Here is a 13,972-nt window from a genome sequence, read left to right as displayed (position 1 = left end):
CCGTGCCGCCGCAATCCCCGCCGGGCGGCGCCCGCGCCGCGGTGCTGTTCGACCTGGACGGCACCTATGCCGACACCGCCGCCGACATGGGCGCGGCACTGAACGCGCTGCTCGCCCACCACGGCCGGCCCGCGCTGGCGGCGGCGCAGATCCGCCCGCATGTGTCGAACGGCGCGCGCGGGCTGATCGGCGCCGGCTTCGGCCTGGTGCCGGACGACCCCGGCTACGCGGACCTGCGCACGGCGTTTCTGGATCTTTACGCCGCCGACATCTGCCGTCACACCCGGCCCTTCGACGGCATGGACCCGCTCATCCGTGCCCTGGTGGAACAAGGGCTCTGCTGGGGCATCGTCACCAACAAGCCGGCCTGGCTCACCGAGCCCTTGCTCGCGGCGCTGGCACCCATGCCGGCGCCCGCCTGCATCGTCAGCGGCGACACGGCGGCGCGGCCCAAGCCGCACCCCGACCCGCTGCTGCACGCCTGCACGCTGCTGGATCTGGACCCGGGACGCTGCTGGTACGTCGGCGACGACCTGCGCGACATCCTGGCCGGGCGCGCCGCCGGCATGGCGACGCTGGCCGCCGGCTGGGGTTATCTGGGCACCGAGTCGCATCCGCGTGACTGGGGCGCCGACGGGCTCGTGGAGCATCCGCTCGCGGTGCTGGACTGGCTCGCCGGGGCGCGTCCGCCCACGGCACCGCCGTCGCGCCCGCCGCGCGCCGCATGAGCAGCGCAGCGGGCCCGGGCAGCGCCGAGTGGCGGTATCCGAACCGGGCGACACCGCCCGGTTCCAGCTTCTACTACGCCGTGCGCTTCGCGCCGCAGTCGCACCGCGACCTGCTGGCCGCGCTGATGGGCTGGCGGCACGAGGTGCGTGCGATCCTGGACGACGTCTCGGACCCAGGCGTCGCGCGCCTCAAGCTCGACTGGTGGCGCGACGAGCTGCGCCGCACGCAGGACGGCGCCCCGCGCCATCCGCTGAGCCAGGCGCTCGCGGCAGCGCTCGACGCGCACGGCGCGCGCCTGCCCGACGCGCCCTTCCTGGCCCTCGCCGATCAGGTCGAGCAGGAGATCAGGCGGCTGCGCCCCGCCGACGCCGCGGCGCTACGTGCCGCCGACGAGCAAGACTTGGGCGCGCTGTTCGAGCTGATCGCCCGCGCGAATGGCAGCGGCGGCGACGCCGCCCTCGCCGCCGCCCGCAGCCACGGCGGCTGGTGCGCCGCCGTGCGCCGGGTGCGCGATGCCGGGCTGCTGCTCCGCAGGGACCGCAGCGTGCTGCCGCAGGACACGCTCGCCGACGCCGGCCTCACACACGAAGCGCTGGCCAGCGCCGAGCACCGCGGGCGCCTGCCGACCCTGCTCGAACCGTTGGCGGAGGCGCTGCACCGAGCGCTGCCGGCCCCGTCGGCGCCGCTGCCCCGAGCCCTGCGCATCCTGTACCGCATCCACGCCGCGCTACTCGATGAGCTGCGCCGCAGCCACCTCGCCGTCGTCGACCAGCGCATCGGACTCACGCCTTGGCGCAAGCTCTGGATCAGCCTGAGGACGCGGTAAAGGCCGAGGGCCGAGGAAGAACGTCCCTTCCCCTTTCAAACTTCACGCTTCAAACTTCAAACTTTCCCCCTCCCCCTTTCAAACTTCACCCTTCAAACTTCAAACTTCAAACTTCAAACTTCAAACTTTCGCGCCCCCTTTCAAACTTCACCCTTCAAACTTCAAACTTTCCCCTTCCCCAACTTGAGATTCGCCATGGACATCCTCCTCGCCAACCCCCGCGGCTTCTGCGCCGGCGTCGACCGCGCCATCGACATGGTCGAGCGCGTGCTGGACATCTTCGGCGCGCCCATCTACGTGCGCCACGAGGTGGTCCACAACCGCTACGTGGTCGAGGATCTCAAGTCCCGCGGCGCCGTCTTCGTGGACGACATCGAGCTGATCCCGGAGGGCGCCACCTGCATCTTCAGCGCCCACGGCGTCTCGCAGGACGTGCGCGCGCAAGCCGCGGAGCGGGGGCTTCGGGTCTTCGACGCCACCTGCCCGCTGGTCACCAAGGTGCACCTGGAGGTGGCCCGCCACTGCAAGGCCGGCTACGACGTCGTGCTCATCGGCCACCGCGGCCACCCGGAGGTGGACGGCACCATGGGCCAGTGCGCCGCGGACGGCGGGCGCATGCACCTGGTGGAAGACCTAAACGACATCGAGGCGCTCGCCATCGCGGACCCGGACAAGGTCGCCTACGTGACGCAGACCACGCTATCCGTGGACGACACCGCCGGCCTGATCGCTGCGCTGCGCGAGCGCTTCCCGAACCTGACCGGCCCGAAGAAGAGCGACATCTGCTACGCGACGCAGAATCGCCAGGATGCGGTGCGCGCGCTCGCCGAGCGCTCCGATTTGGTGCTGGTGGTGGGCTCCGTCACCAGCTCGAACTCGAACCGGCTGCGGGAGCTGGCCGAAAGGCACGGCAAGCCGGCCTATCTGATCGACGGCGCCGACGACATTCGGCGCGAATGGCTCAGCGACGGCGCCCGCATCGGCCTCACCGCCGGTGCTTCGGCACCGGAGTTGCTTATCGAACAGGTCATCCAGCGGCTCAGGGATTGGGGCGCCGGCAGCGTCGAGGAGCAGTCCGGCATCCGCGAGAACGTCAGCTTCGCGCTGCCGAAGGCGCTTCAGCGCCCCGCCGAGCCCGCCTGCTGATCTGCTAAAACCCGGTCTCAGCCATGACTCAAACATCCGGCAGCGACATCCTCGTCATCGGCGGCGGCGTCATCGGCTTGATGACGGCGCGCGAGCTCTCGGCCGCTGGCGCCGCCGTCACGCTGGTGGAGATGGGCGACACCGGCCAGCAGGCGAGCTGGGCCGGCGGCGGCATCCTGTCCCCGCTCTATCCCTGGCGCTTTGCGGGCGCCGTCACGGCGCTCGCCGCCTGGAGCCAGCGGGAGTACCCCGGGCTCTGCGCCGAGCTGTTCGAGACCACCGGCATCGACCCCGAGTACGGCACCAGCGGCCTCATTGTGCTGGACCCGGAAGAGCACGCCGTGGCCGAGGCCTGGGCCGTCGCCGAGCAGATCCAGATCGAGACCCTGACCCGTGCCCAGATCGCCGAGAAGGAGCCCGGCCTCGACACCGAGGTGCGCGAGGCGCTCTGGTTTCCAAGCATCGGCCAGGTGCGCAACCCGCGCCTCACCAAGGCGCTGCGCGTCGCCATTGAGCCCCGGGTGACGCTGCGCGAGCAAGAGGAGGTGCTGGAGCTCAAGGTGAAGGACGGCGTCGTGCAGGGCGTGCGCACCCGCGCCGGCGACATCGACGCCCGGCAGATCGTCGTCTGCACCGGCGCCTGGACCGCGGACCTGCTCGCCAAGCTCGGCCGCCCGCCGGACATCCGCCCGGTGCGCGGGCAGATGATCCTGTTCTACGCCAAGCCCGGCCAGATCCGGCACCTGACTCTGTTCCGCGAGCGCTACGTGATCCCGCGGCGCGACGGCCGCGTGCTGATCGGCAGCACGCTCGAGGACGCGGGCTTCGAGAAGCGCACCACCGCCGAGGCCAAAGAAGAGCTCTACCGCATCGCCACCGGCCTCTTCCCGCTGCTGAGGCGCACGCCCATCGAGGACCACTGGGCCGGCTTGCGACCCGGCTCGCCGAGCGGCATCCCCTACATCGGCCCCTACCCCGGTGCGGACGGGCTCTTCATCAACGCCGGACACTTCCGCAACGGGCTGGTCACCGGCCCCGCGTCGGCGCGGCTGTTGGCCGACCTGCTGCTCGAGCGCGAGCCCATCCTGCCGCCGTCGGCCTACGCGGTGGACGCGGCGCGGGGCTGAGCGCCGCCGCGGCGGGCTGGCCGCCTGCTCGCGGAGCCGGCCGTCGCTCGTCACGGCGCCGCCGAGGCATTGATCTATACTCGACGGGAAATCCACGAGTGTCCGCCCATGTCCGTGTTGCAGCCGCAGGCGTTCTACAGCTTCGATGACTACCTCCGCGCGGAGCGCGAGTGCGTCGACGCGCGTCACGAGTACTTCAACGGCGACGTCTTCGCGATGACGGGCGCGAGCTGGGAGCACAATCTCATCACCGCCAACCTGACCGGCGAGCTGTCCCTGGCACTGAAGCAACGCCCTTGCTACGTCGTCGGCAACGACATGCGTGTGCGCGTCGAGCGCGCGAACGTCGGCACCTACCCCGACGTCGCCGTACTCCGCGACGAGCCCCGCTTCTACGACGAGCGGCGCGGCACCGTCGTCAACCCGACGCTGCTGATCGAGGTACTGTCGCGGTCCACGGAAGGCCACGACCGCGGCGGCAAATTCGCGGCCTACCGCCAACTGCCGAGCCTGCGCCAGTACGTGCTGGTGGCCCAGGATCGCGTCGGCATCGACCTGCTGACCCGCGAGACGGACGAGCGCTGGGTGCTCACGGCCTTCGACACCCTGGACCAGACCCTGGTGCTCGACGCCATCGACTGCGCCATCCGGATGGCCGAGATCTACGCCAAGGTCGACATCGACGCCGGCGCCCGCTGACCCCACGGCCGCGCCAGCCGCACCGGCCGCACCGGGTTTCCAGTTGCCGAAGCGCCCGGATCGTCCTAAGATGCCGGGCTTGCTCGGGCACCGCCCCCAGCTCCCCTCCCCGCCGGTGTAGCTCAGTTGGTAGAGCAACGCATTCGTAATGCGTAGGTCAGCGGTTCGAATCCGCTCACCGGCTCCATCTGCCGTCATTATCCTGCAAGTGCTCCAACATCTCGCCCAGCGGAACCTTTCCGTCTAGCATTGGGAGATATCCGTCAACGCCGGCTGCGCGCCGATGGCCATGACAACCGATCTCCCCGCCATCACCCGCCTGTATCAGCTCTGCGAGCCGCTGGAGTCCCTGCATCCCGGTGATCCGCGCTGGGTGGACTTTGACCCGGTGCGCGGCGACGAAAATGTGGTCGCACTCTATGCGCGGAGTCTGCGGCGCGCCGCCGCCGACCGCCCGGACTTCAAGCTCTTCACCGGCCATCGCGGCGTCGGCAAGACCAGCGAGCTGTTCCGGCTTCAGAATATCCTGGAAGCACCCGGTGACGGCCAGCCTGGCTTCGTCGTCGTCTATTGCGACGTGGGCGACCGGCTGGACGTAAACGATCTTGATTTCCCGGATCTCCTGGTGTTCGTCCTCGCGTCGCCCAAGGTGCACACGGTCTACACGGTGCCGATCTCGCTGATCTACTCGCCGCGCTTTGGCCAGCTCCAACAGGCCGTCGGCGAGCACAATGTGCCGCTGTCGATGATCCGGCTGCGGCCGGGCTGGAATGCCGACATCAGCGACGACTCCCCAGGCATGGCCAAAATGCGGGAGATGGTCGAACGGCGCTGCTGCGAAGCTGGCACCAGCCTGGACGCCGCCTTCGACGGTCTCGCGACGCTGAATCATCTCTGCCGCATGAGCGGCGGCCATCCGCGGCATCTGATGATGTTCCTCCAGGCTGCCTGCAACGAGCTGGACGACCTCCCCATCACCCGCACGGCCGCCGAGAAGGCCGTGCGCAAGTACGCCAACGCGCTATTGCGGGAGGTGCCGGACGCCGACTGGGACAAGCTCGCTGTCTTTGCTACACCGCAACGCGACATCCCCAAGGACGAGCCCCACCAGCAAATGCTCTTTCTGCTGTTTGTCTTCGAGTACATGGACGGCGACATCTGGTACGAGATCAACCCGGTGCTTCGGACCCTTGAGCGCTTCCGCCCCTGAGCTGCACGCCGCGGTAGGCCTCGCCGAGATCGTCGTCGAGGGGCCGGGCCATGCCGCAAGCATCGATGCGTCCGACCCCCGCCTTGCCCAAGCGGGCGACGCGCTGCGGGCGCTGCGCCGCGCCATCACCCGCAGCCGCGGCTTCGCGTTGATCCTCTGCGCCTGCGACGCGCCGGCGAGCCGAGATGAGCTCATCCACCGATTGGCAGACTCCATGCCGTCAGCGACCTTGCACCGGATCGACCTTGGCGATCAGGACAACGATCTGCTCGATACCGTCGCAGCCTGCTGCATATCCGCTACGCCGGGGCCGGCGATGATCACCGGCGCCGAGCGGATGCTGGACGACCCTGACCTCGCACCGGGATTCCTGCAAGGCCTCAACCTGCGCCGCGCCGAATGGCCGCGCCAAGCCCCGCAGCCGGTAGTTTTCTGGGTGCCTCGCCGGGTCCTGGGGCAACTAACGGCGGGTGCGCCGGACTTCTTTGACTGCCGCAGCGACAGCATTGAGCTCCCGGAGCTGACCAACCTGGCGCTGCGCCCCTTCGCGGAGCGCGAGTGGCAGTGGGGCGTAGACCCGCGCTTCACTGCCGAGGAGCGCACCGAGCGTCGCAAGGAGCTAAAGGCTCGGATTGCCGCCGCGGCGGGCTCCAATGACGAGCGCGTGGTTCGCGCGCGGCTCGAGTGGTGGGACGAGGTCGCCGAGCTTGAGGAACTGCGCGGCAATCTGGACGAGGCGCTGCGCATCCGCCGCGAGGAGGAGCTACCCGGCTATCAGCGCCTCGGCGATGCGCGCTCGATGGCTGTCACCCAGGGCAGGATCGCCGACGTGCTCCAAAACCGCAGCGAGCTGGACGAGGCGTTGCGTATCCGCCGGAAAGAGGCGCTGCCCGTATTCCAGCGACTGGGTGATGTGCGCTCCGTGGCCATTACCCAGGGGCAGATCGCCGACGTGCTCCAGCACCGCGGCGAGTTGGACGAAGCGCTGCGCATCCGCCGGGAAACGCAGTTACCGGCCTTCCAGCGCCTCGGAGAGCTGCGCTCGGCGGCCGTCACCCAGGGCAAGCTCGCCGACGTGCTCCAGGCCCGTGGCGAGCTGGACGAGGCGCTGCGCATCCGCCGGGAGGAAGAGCTGCCCGCCTACCAGCGGCTTGGCGACCGCCGTGAAGTGCTCGTCTGCTGCGTCAACATCACCCGTGTGTTACTCGAGCGCGCCGCCGACCGTGACTGCGCTGAGGCCAACACCCTGCTCTGCCAAGCACTCGCCGACGCCCGTGGGCTGCGCATCCCCGAAGCCGAGCACATCGAGCAGCTATTGGCCGAGCACGGCATGAGCTGCGACGTAGCGGACGTGGCCACCGACGCCGCTCGGGTCTAGTCCGTTGCCGCGAAAGCCACGATCCCTTCGCCTCGTTGTCGGTATCGTCATCCCGCGTGCGCAGTCGATGGCGACTGCGCTGACGACAACGCCAACGCCCCGTCCCTCCCGCGTGTAACTTTTTCTTCCGATCTTCGCAAACCCGCCGTAACATTCTGTTTCCTCGGTGCGGGCGTGAGCGGCGGCGATGGCGAGACTGATTTTGGACGGTGGTGACGGGCGGCCGCGGTGCTGGCCGCTGCGGCCCGGCTGCAACAGCGTCGGGCGGGCGCCGGATAACACGGTGCCCCTGAACCTGGACAGCGTGTCCCGCCATCACGCGGAAATCCTGCTGGTGCCCGCGGCGACGGGCTGCCGAGCGGTGCTGAAGGACCTGGGCAGCAGCAACGGCAGCTTCGTGAATGGCGCGGCGGTGATGCTGGTGGAGTTGGCGGATGGCGACGAGGTCGGCTTTGGCAAGACGCGCTGCCGCTTCGAGGCAACCGGGGTGCCGACACCCGACCCGGCCGCCGAGGGTTCCGGTCCCTGGTCGCTGGCCGACCTCGCTGCGGCGCGCCAGGCCGCCGCAGGGCCGGAGGCCGGCGGCAGCACCGAGTTGTCGGTGCTTCGCCTCGCCGCCGGCGCCCCCGCGGACCGCACCGAAGCCAAGCTCCGCATCCTGCTCGACATCGGCCGCAGTCTTGCGGGACCGCAGGACCTGGATGCGCTGCTCACGCGCGCGCTGGAGCTGCTGTTTACGCACATGGCCGTGGACCGGGCTTGCATCCTGCTGCGCGACGACACGGGCGGTCTCGCACCGCGGGCGCATCGGGTGCGCGACGGGCTGCCGCAGGACGCGGGCTTCTTCAGCCGGCACATCGCCGAGGCCGCCTTCGCCACCGGCGAGCCGCAGCTCACGAGCCACGCCGGGGCGGACCAACGCTACGAGGGCTCCGCATCCATCATCGCCCAGCACATCCATGCGGGGCTGTGTGTACCGCTGACCGGCCGCGACGGGACCCTGGGGGCGCTGTACGTGGACAACCTGCGCCTCACGGGCGTCTACACCCGGGAGGACATGGACCTGCTCAGCGCCATCGGCGGCCAAGTCGGACTCGCGCTGGACAACGCCGCACTCATCGAGCAAGCGCGCGCGGAGGCCGCCTACCGCAGCCGGCTAGAGCGCTTTTTTCCACCCGCCGTCAGCCGCCGCCTGCGGGAGACCGAGACCATTGTGGTTGCCGACACCGAGGTCACGGCGGTCTTCTGCGACATCTCAGACTACACCGGGCTCTGCTCGCGGCTGCCGCCGGCGGAGGTCATCGCCATGCTGAACGCCTGGTTCGAGCTCGCCGTGGAGGAGATCATCTTCCCGCTGGGCGGCACGCTGGAAAAGTACATCGGCGATGCCCTGCTCGCGCTCTGGGGAGCGCCCTATCGCGCCGACGACGACGCCGAGCGGGCCGTGCTGGCGGCGGTACGGATGCAGCATGCGGCGGCGCGCTTCAACGCGGGCTGGACCGCCCGCGGACACGCGCCCATCGGCATCCACATCGGGCTCAACACGGGGCCGGTGGCGGCGGGCAATATCGGCTCAGAGCGGCTCGTGCAGTACGCCGCCATCGGCGACACGACCAACGTCACGAGCCGCATCTGCGGTGTCGCGGCGGACGGCGAGGTGGTGCTCGCCGACAGCACCCGCGCACGGCTCGATCCGGCGCGCTGGCCGCTGACGGCACTGCCGCCGACGCGGGTCAAGGGCAAGGACGAGCCGCTCCTGCTGCATCGGCTCGAATGGCAACGCGTGGCACTGTCCGACTGAGCGCAGCGGACAGCCCGGAATCGTCTCCGGCAGGCACCCAGAAAGATCGAGTTTTTCGATGGGGCTTTCGCTTGTTTTCTAGCGGCGAGGCTAGATGTCCCGCTTTACGCCGCGGTTGCGCAGTGGGCGGGTAGTCGCCCTGCGGACCCGCGCAACCCGCAGCGTGAATACAACTAGATCGCCACCAGCCCCCGGATGAGGATGTTTTCCCCATGACCGAGCTTGCCCCCATGCCGAGCCGCACCGGCTCACCGATGCTGCCGCAGCGCAGCCCGTCCCTGTCGATGGAGAAGACCGCAATCGGCGCCCTCGCCACGGGCCTCGTGCTCGGCGTCGGCGCGCTGCTGCTGACGGACCCCGCCGCACATCGCAACAGCGATACCACCGTCGAGCGGCGCGCGCGCATCAGCCCCGTGGGCGAGGTGAGCGTGACGGCCCCGGGGACGGCCGTCGGCGCATCACTCGCCGTCGGCAGCGATTCCTGAGCGGAGCTACCGCCGCTCCCAACGCAGCTCCCCGGGCGAAGGGCCACCTGCCGCGCCAGCGTCGAGCGCTGTCCTGCACCTTGGTGCGAGCGCGCTCGGGCCGCGCAGACCGACACGCGCCGGTGCCGCTGTCCGGCATATTCGGCCCATCCCGCGCGCTTGCGGGTCTGCGCCGCGCGTGCGCCGGCCGATGCCGCAACCGGCCTTCGGGGAACGCTGCGCAGGATGCGGCGGTACCACGTCCATGCGAAACACCAAGCCGAACCGAACCTGGCGCCCGGCCATCGGCGCCGCGGGTCCAGTTGCAGCCGCGCGCTGCGCGACACCGGCACCGCCGCGCCGACGCGGGCTGCTCGGCACCCTCGCGGCCCTGCTGGCTTGCGTCGGCGTACTCGCCGGCACCACCCCGGCCCGCGCCGAGTGGGCGCCGGACGCGCGCGGCGCCCGTTCCCCGGCAGCCACGGAAGGGCTCCGCGTCATCGTGCGCTACGACGACGCCTGCCAGCCGGAGCTGCTGGTGGGCTGGCTCTCTCGCCAGCGGACGCTGCGGCTGCCCCGAGGCCCGGTGCGCGCCGCGGTCGACGGCAGGCTCGTGGCAGTGGGCGAGCAGTCCATCGGGCAGCGCGTGCAGCTCACCGAGCACGCGGTGACGGCGCTGCGCGACGGTGACGTCGTCACCCTGAGCGTCGGCGATGCCGGCGTCGAAGTCCGCCTCACCGGCGCCGCCAATGCCATCGCCGCCGCCGGCGCGCACTGCCGCAAGGCCCGGACACTGCCCCGGGTCCCCGCCGTACACTGGACCATCGTCAGCGGCGACATCGGCAGCGGTTGGGCGCAGGCGGTGATGGAGATCGTGCGCGCCGTCGGCGCCACGGGGCTCGTGCTGGACGCGAACGGCCAGGACCTGGCCGAGGCCGAGCGGCTCGGCCAGTGGATTCGCGACCGCGGCCTCAGCACCGCCGTCACCGGCGACTGCGCGCTGGCCTGCGCCCAGGCCTTCGCGGGCGGCATGCTGCGCTTCGTGGCGCCGGGCGCGCGACTCGGCCTGCAACGGCTGCCGCTGCTCGGCGGCAACGCCGGCACCCGCGGCGCCATCGTGCGCCAAGCGGGCTATCTGCGGGGGCTTGGCGTCGAGGGGGCGCAGGCGCTGGCCGAGCGCGCCGCGGCGACAGCCCCGGGTGCCGTGGACTGGCTCGGCGCGGAGGAGGCCATTGCGCTGGGCCTCGCCACCGAGCTCGGCACGCCGGGGGGCATCGCAGCACTGGGACGGTGAGAATCTTCCCCGACCCCACATCGTCCTCATCGAGATCGCTATCGAAATCGCCAAAGGGCCGAGGGCCGAGGGCCAAGGGCCGAGGAGGGCTCCCTCGGCCCTCGCCCTCGCCCCTCGCCCCTCGCCCCTCGCCGCTTACAATCTAGCGCCCAAACCCCGAAGCCATCCCAATAGCATGTCCGACTTCCCCGACCGCCACGAGCAGATCCGACTGGTGCACGCCGAGCTCATCCGCCAGGCGGCGCAAACCTGCGGCAACGCCGAGCGCCGCGCCGAATTCGATGCCCTGCTCGCCGGCGCCGAGCAGAGCGGCTGGCACGAGCTGGTGGCCGCGCTAAAGCGCATCGCCGCCGGCGAGCGCGGCCCCGCGGTCTTCCGCGGCCTGGACGAGGAGGACCAGATCATCGCCGATGCCGTGCTGCGCGGCATGCAGGACCCGGCCACGCTGCCGGACCCCGCCAAGCGCCAGGACCCGGCCATGGCCGCTCCGGGCCTCGCGCACATGATCCACGCCGCCCGCACCGGCAACCCGCAGGCGCTCGCGCTGATCGGCCACATGGCCGAGCAGATGAGCACCGTCGGCGGCCAGATGGCCCGCCTCGCCGGCATCATCCGTCCCATGATTCAAGGCGAGCGCGACCCCGACCGGCTCACCCGCGGCATGGACAGCCAGGGCGAGCGGTTGGTGCTGCTGATCCTGTCCGAGCTCGGGAAGCTGGAGGCGCACTGACTGCCGCGGATCGGCCCGTCGGGCTGTTCGCGGGGAGGGAGATGTCCATACTCGTGGCAAATCCATTCCACATGGACACGCCAATGTTTTGGACACCATCGGCATTGCCGCAGAGCCCGCGTTGTTCGACAACGCCCTGCGACTATTGCAGTAGATTGTCGGCCCTTGGGCCTCGACCATTGCGCGTCGCCGGTCGATCGCGCTTGGCGCGGACGGACGCTGATCGGAACACTTCGCCTGGACCGACGGCGGTGGACGTATCCACGGCGTGACGCGGCACGTTCTTCGCGCAAGCAGGCCTCGGGCTCTGGTGCGCACCAAAACTTGCGGTTCGGGCCGCCGACCCCGAGCACTTGTTCGCGGTCATGTTCGCTGCGACCCCAGCGCTTGACGGCCGCAGACTGCAGGTCACGGCTCTCCGAACCGCAGCGCCCGCGCGTCGCGAGCACTCATCGGCCACATGGCCGAGCAGATGAGCACCGTCGGCGGCCAGATGGCCAAGCTGGAGGCGCATTGAATGCCGCGGATCGCCCCGCCGGGCTGTTCGCGGGGAGGGGAGTTGTCCATAATCGCGGTAAATCCATGCCGCATGGACACGCCAATATTTTGGACACCATCAACATTGCCGCAGAGCCGGAATTGTTCGACAACGCCCTGTGGCTCTTGCAGTCGCTGGGCCTAGACCCGGCCATCGTCCCCGCACCAACATCGGAGCGCGGGTGGGACGGGAACCTGCAACTGCACTGGCAAGGCAAGCCGTTGTCTTACCGGCTGCTGATCAAGCGCGGATTGCGGCCATCTGACATAGGCAGCGTCGCACGCGCAATCCAGGCGGCCGGGAACAACGTTTTCTCCTCGCGACGGACCAGATTACCCCGCCACTCGCAGACAGGCTTCGCGGCCTTCACATCCCTTTCGTAGACGGCGCCGGTAATGCCTACATTGACGGCGAAGGGCTTCTCGTCTACGTCGTCGGCCAACGCGGCGCCCGCATGCGGCCGCGCGAGACGGCCGGGCGCGCGTTTCAGGATAAGGGTCTGCGCGTCTTGTTTGCGCTCTTGGCGCAGCCCGCCCTCGTGTCGTCGCCATATCGTTCAATCGCCCAGAGCGCCGGCGTTGCCCACGGCACCGTCGGCATCGTCATGGCTGAGCTGAAGCGCCTCGGGTTCGTCGGCGACATCGGCGGACGCCGGCGCTTGTTGCAGGGGGAGCGGCTGCTGCGCCAGTGGGTGGATGCCTACGGTCGCACGCTGCGGCCCAAGCTGCTGCTCGGCAACTATCGCGCGAGCGATATCGGTTGGTGGAACGAGATCGATCCCAGCGAAGCGGACGTCGTGCTCAGCGGCGAGGCGGCCGTTGCGCGATTGTCCGGGGTGCTCGTGCCGCAGATCATCACACTCTATGGAAACCGGGCGGCGGCGAATCGCATGCAGATCCAGCACCGCATGACGCCGGATGCCCACGGGAACGTCGAGATCCTGAGCCGTTTCTGGCGATTCGACCAGCAGCCTCCGGAACTGGCACCGGCGCTGCTGATCTATGCCGACCTCCTTGCAACCGGAGACGCACGCTGCATCGAGGCAGCCGCAACGCTCGAGGAAGATCTCTTTGCACGACTTAAGTGATCGGCAGGAGCTCGCCATGCTGGCAGCCGTGGTCGCGGACAACCGGCGCTGCTTGGGCGGCGGAGAGCTGCTCTATGTCGGCGCCGCGGCCAGAGACTTGTTGATGGTCCAGATTCACGGCGTCGTCACGCGGCGGCGAACCCACGAGCTTGCGGTCGCGCTCGGCGAAGAACAGCGGGCGATCGCGGCGCGGATGTGGGCGAGGGGGGGTAGGAGCAAAGCGCTCTCACGGCTACTGTTGACGTGCCCATACAAAACTTTGTATGCTCCTACGCAACTAGGGAGCTTATCTGGGATTCACGACAAGGCATCCGCTTAGTCTCGTACTGGCCCAGGGGCCTCGATCTTAGAGTCGAAGCTGAATAATGGACTGCTTTGCCACGTTTTTTTCAGCAGGCAACAAGAAGTGACAAATGACCATTGTTTTTAAGAGATAGAGTTTTGCGGTAGATCCCTAGACGACCTGCGCGCTTTTCCTGAATCGGCGCGCCGCGAAGCTGGACACCAGCTCGACCTGGTGCCGCATGGGCTGGAGCCGGACGACTGGAAACCCATGAAGGGTATCGGGGCAGGGGTGCAGGAGATTCGCATTTGAGACGCAGTCTGGCGCGTTCCGCGTCATCTATGTGGCGAAGTTCTCGGACACCGTTTATGTCCTTCACTGCTTCCATAAGACATCCGAGAAAACAAGCCAACACGACATAGACTTAGCAAAACGGCGTTACCGCGAGGTAATTACTCGCCAGCAATGACCTACAGGGTTGGCATCAAAGGATTCGGCAGGCAACTCTTCGCCTTTGCCAACCGATCCGCGATGCCAACCCCAATACCTAGATAGTACGCGGGATATATATTATGGGCAACGAGCGATTCCCCAGCATTTGGGATGCCATCGAAGACACCCCTGCAGAAGCTGAGAACATGAAGCTTCGCTCCGCTCTAA

Annotated in this window: 15 protein-coding genes, 1 tRNA gene and 1 pseudogene; all 17 read left to right on the top strand. The window is 69.0% G+C overall.

What is annotated here, in order from left to right; all coding sequences use genetic code 11:
* The first annotated feature begins 2 nt into the window (after positions 1 to 2).
* Positions 3 to 728: an HAD family hydrolase gene (locus tag ML01_RS22515; RefSeq protein ID WP_254045360.1), complete on the top strand. Its 726-nt coding sequence runs from the start codon at positions 3 to 5 to the stop codon at positions 726 to 728.
* Positions 725 to 1,555, top strand: a complete 831-nt coding sequence (locus tag ML01_RS22510) for a squalene/phytoene synthase family protein (protein ID WP_058557640.1) — start codon at positions 725 to 727, stop codon at positions 1,553 to 1,555. The genes ML01_RS22515 and ML01_RS22510 overlap by 4 nt, the downstream gene beginning before the upstream one ends.
* Positions 1,556 to 1,750: 195 nt before the next feature.
* On the top strand, positions 1,751 to 2,701 hold the full coding sequence (gene ispH, locus ML01_RS22505) for a 4-hydroxy-3-methylbut-2-enyl diphosphate reductase (protein ID WP_058557639.1): 951 nt from the start codon (positions 1,751 to 1,753) through the stop codon (positions 2,699 to 2,701).
* Between the two features lie 23 nt (positions 2,702 to 2,724).
* On the top strand, positions 2,725 to 3,828 hold the full coding sequence (gene thiO / locus ML01_RS22500) for a glycine oxidase ThiO (RefSeq protein ID WP_058557638.1): 1,104 nt from the start codon (positions 2,725 to 2,727) through the stop codon (positions 3,826 to 3,828).
* Between the two features lie 108 nt (positions 3,829 to 3,936).
* A complete protein-coding gene (locus ML01_RS22495; RefSeq protein WP_058557637.1) occupies positions 3,937 to 4,527 on the top strand; it encodes a Uma2 family endonuclease in 591 nt (196 codons plus the stop codon).
* A gap of 111 nt (positions 4,528 to 4,638) precedes the next feature.
* Positions 4,639 to 4,714, top strand: a tRNA-Thr gene (locus ML01_RS22490).
* Between the two features lie 102 nt (positions 4,715 to 4,816).
* Complete coding sequence (locus ML01_RS22485; RefSeq protein ID WP_156427922.1) at positions 4,817 to 5,737, top strand: hypothetical protein; 921 nt, start codon at positions 4,817 to 4,819, stop codon at positions 5,735 to 5,737.
* Entirely contained in the window at positions 5,718 to 7,115 is a 1,398-nt protein-coding gene (locus ML01_RS22480; protein ID WP_058557635.1) for a tetratricopeptide repeat protein, read from the top strand. Before ML01_RS22485 ends, ML01_RS22480 begins: the two co-directional genes overlap by 20 nt.
* Positions 7,116 to 7,302: 187 nt before the next feature.
* Positions 7,303 to 8,916 (top strand): adenylate/guanylate cyclase domain-containing protein, encoded by a 1,614-nt coding sequence (locus tag ML01_RS22475; RefSeq protein WP_082674559.1) that lies wholly within the window; start codon positions 7,303 to 7,305, stop codon positions 8,914 to 8,916.
* Between the two features lie 212 nt (positions 8,917 to 9,128).
* Positions 9,129 to 9,401, top strand: coding sequence for a hypothetical protein (locus ML01_RS22470; RefSeq protein ID WP_058557633.1), 273 nt, complete (start codon positions 9,129 to 9,131; stop codon positions 9,399 to 9,401).
* Between the two features lie 244 nt (positions 9,402 to 9,645).
* Positions 9,646 to 10,674, top strand: a complete 1,029-nt coding sequence (locus tag ML01_RS22465) for a hypothetical protein (RefSeq protein WP_058557632.1) — start codon at positions 9,646 to 9,648, stop codon at positions 10,672 to 10,674.
* Positions 10,675 to 10,849: 175 nt separating this feature from the next.
* On the top strand, positions 10,850 to 11,404 hold the full coding sequence (locus ML01_RS22460) for a hypothetical protein (protein WP_058557631.1): 555 nt from the start codon (positions 10,850 to 10,852) through the stop codon (positions 11,402 to 11,404).
* 513 nt (positions 11,405 to 11,917) lie between these two features.
* A complete protein-coding gene (locus ML01_RS29210; protein ID WP_156427921.1) occupies positions 11,918 to 12,325 on the top strand; it encodes a hypothetical protein in 408 nt (135 codons plus the stop codon).
* 137 nt (positions 12,326 to 12,462) lie between these two features.
* A complete protein-coding gene (locus tag ML01_RS22450; protein WP_162268084.1) occupies positions 12,463 to 13,029 on the top strand; it encodes a type IV toxin-antitoxin system AbiEi family antitoxin in 567 nt (188 codons plus the stop codon).
* A 517-nt stretch (positions 13,030 to 13,546) separates the two neighbouring features.
* A complete protein-coding gene (locus ML01_RS31500) occupies positions 13,547 to 13,624 on the top strand; it encodes a hypothetical protein (RefSeq protein ID WP_371258237.1) in 78 nt (25 codons plus the stop codon).
* Positions 13,625 to 13,655: 31 nt separating this feature from the next.
* Positions 13,656 to 13,781 carry a type II toxin-antitoxin system RelE/ParE family toxin gene (locus ML01_RS31495; RefSeq protein ID WP_371258235.1) on the top strand — a complete coding sequence of 42 codons (126 nt, stop codon included), beginning with the start codon at positions 13,656 to 13,658 and terminating at the stop codon, positions 13,779 to 13,781.
* Between the two features lie 103 nt (positions 13,782 to 13,884).
* A pseudogene (locus ML01_RS31490) lies at positions 13,885 to 13,972 on the top strand (XRE family transcriptional regulator); the annotation flags it as partial.

The organism is Thiohalocapsa sp. ML1 (assembly GCF_001469165.1).
Lineage (GTDB): Bacteria > Pseudomonadota > Gammaproteobacteria > Chromatiales > Chromatiaceae > Thiohalocapsa.
Note: the sequence above shows the minus strand (reverse complement) of the source record. Positions and strands in the feature narration are given on the sequence as shown.